Source organism: Komagataeibacter intermedius TF2 (genome assembly GCF_000964425.1).
In the GTDB taxonomy this organism is placed as follows: domain Bacteria; phylum Pseudomonadota; class Alphaproteobacteria; order Acetobacterales; family Acetobacteraceae; genus Komagataeibacter; species Komagataeibacter intermedius.
In genome coordinates this window covers 1-376 of record NZ_BANF01000011.1, presented here as the reverse complement: position 1 = coordinate 376, position 376 = coordinate 1, and the positions used below count along the sequence as shown (strand labels likewise).

1 protein-coding gene is annotated in these 376 nt (G+C 59.6%); it reads right to left on the bottom strand.

Annotation, left to right across the window (positions count from 1 at the left end; genetic code table 11):
* On the bottom strand, positions 1-376 hold a 376-nt coding region (locus B7449_RS02380), incomplete at both ends, for an IS256 family transposase (RefSeq protein WP_048883193.1).

Genomic DNA, 376 nt, shown 5'->3' with positions numbered 1-376 from the left:
GCCACGGCCTTACGGTCCTTCCATGAGCAGAAGTTCAGGCTGTGGCGCACCAGGTGAACAATACAGGTCTGAACCATCGCCTCGGGAAAGGCGGCGGTGATGGCCTCGGGAAAGCCTTTCAGCCCGTCCACGACCGCGATCAGGATGTCCTGGATGCCCCGGTTCTTCAACTCGTTCATGACCGAAAGCCAGAATTTGGCGCCTTCATTCTCGGCGATCCAGAGCCCCAGAACCTCGCGCACTCCCTCGCGGGTGACACCGAGAGCAACGTAAACCGCCTTGTTTTTAACGGTCCGGCTGTCAGCATCGCGGATCTTTACCCGAAGAGCATCGAAGATCACGATGGGATACATCCGATCCAGCGCCCGGCCCTGCC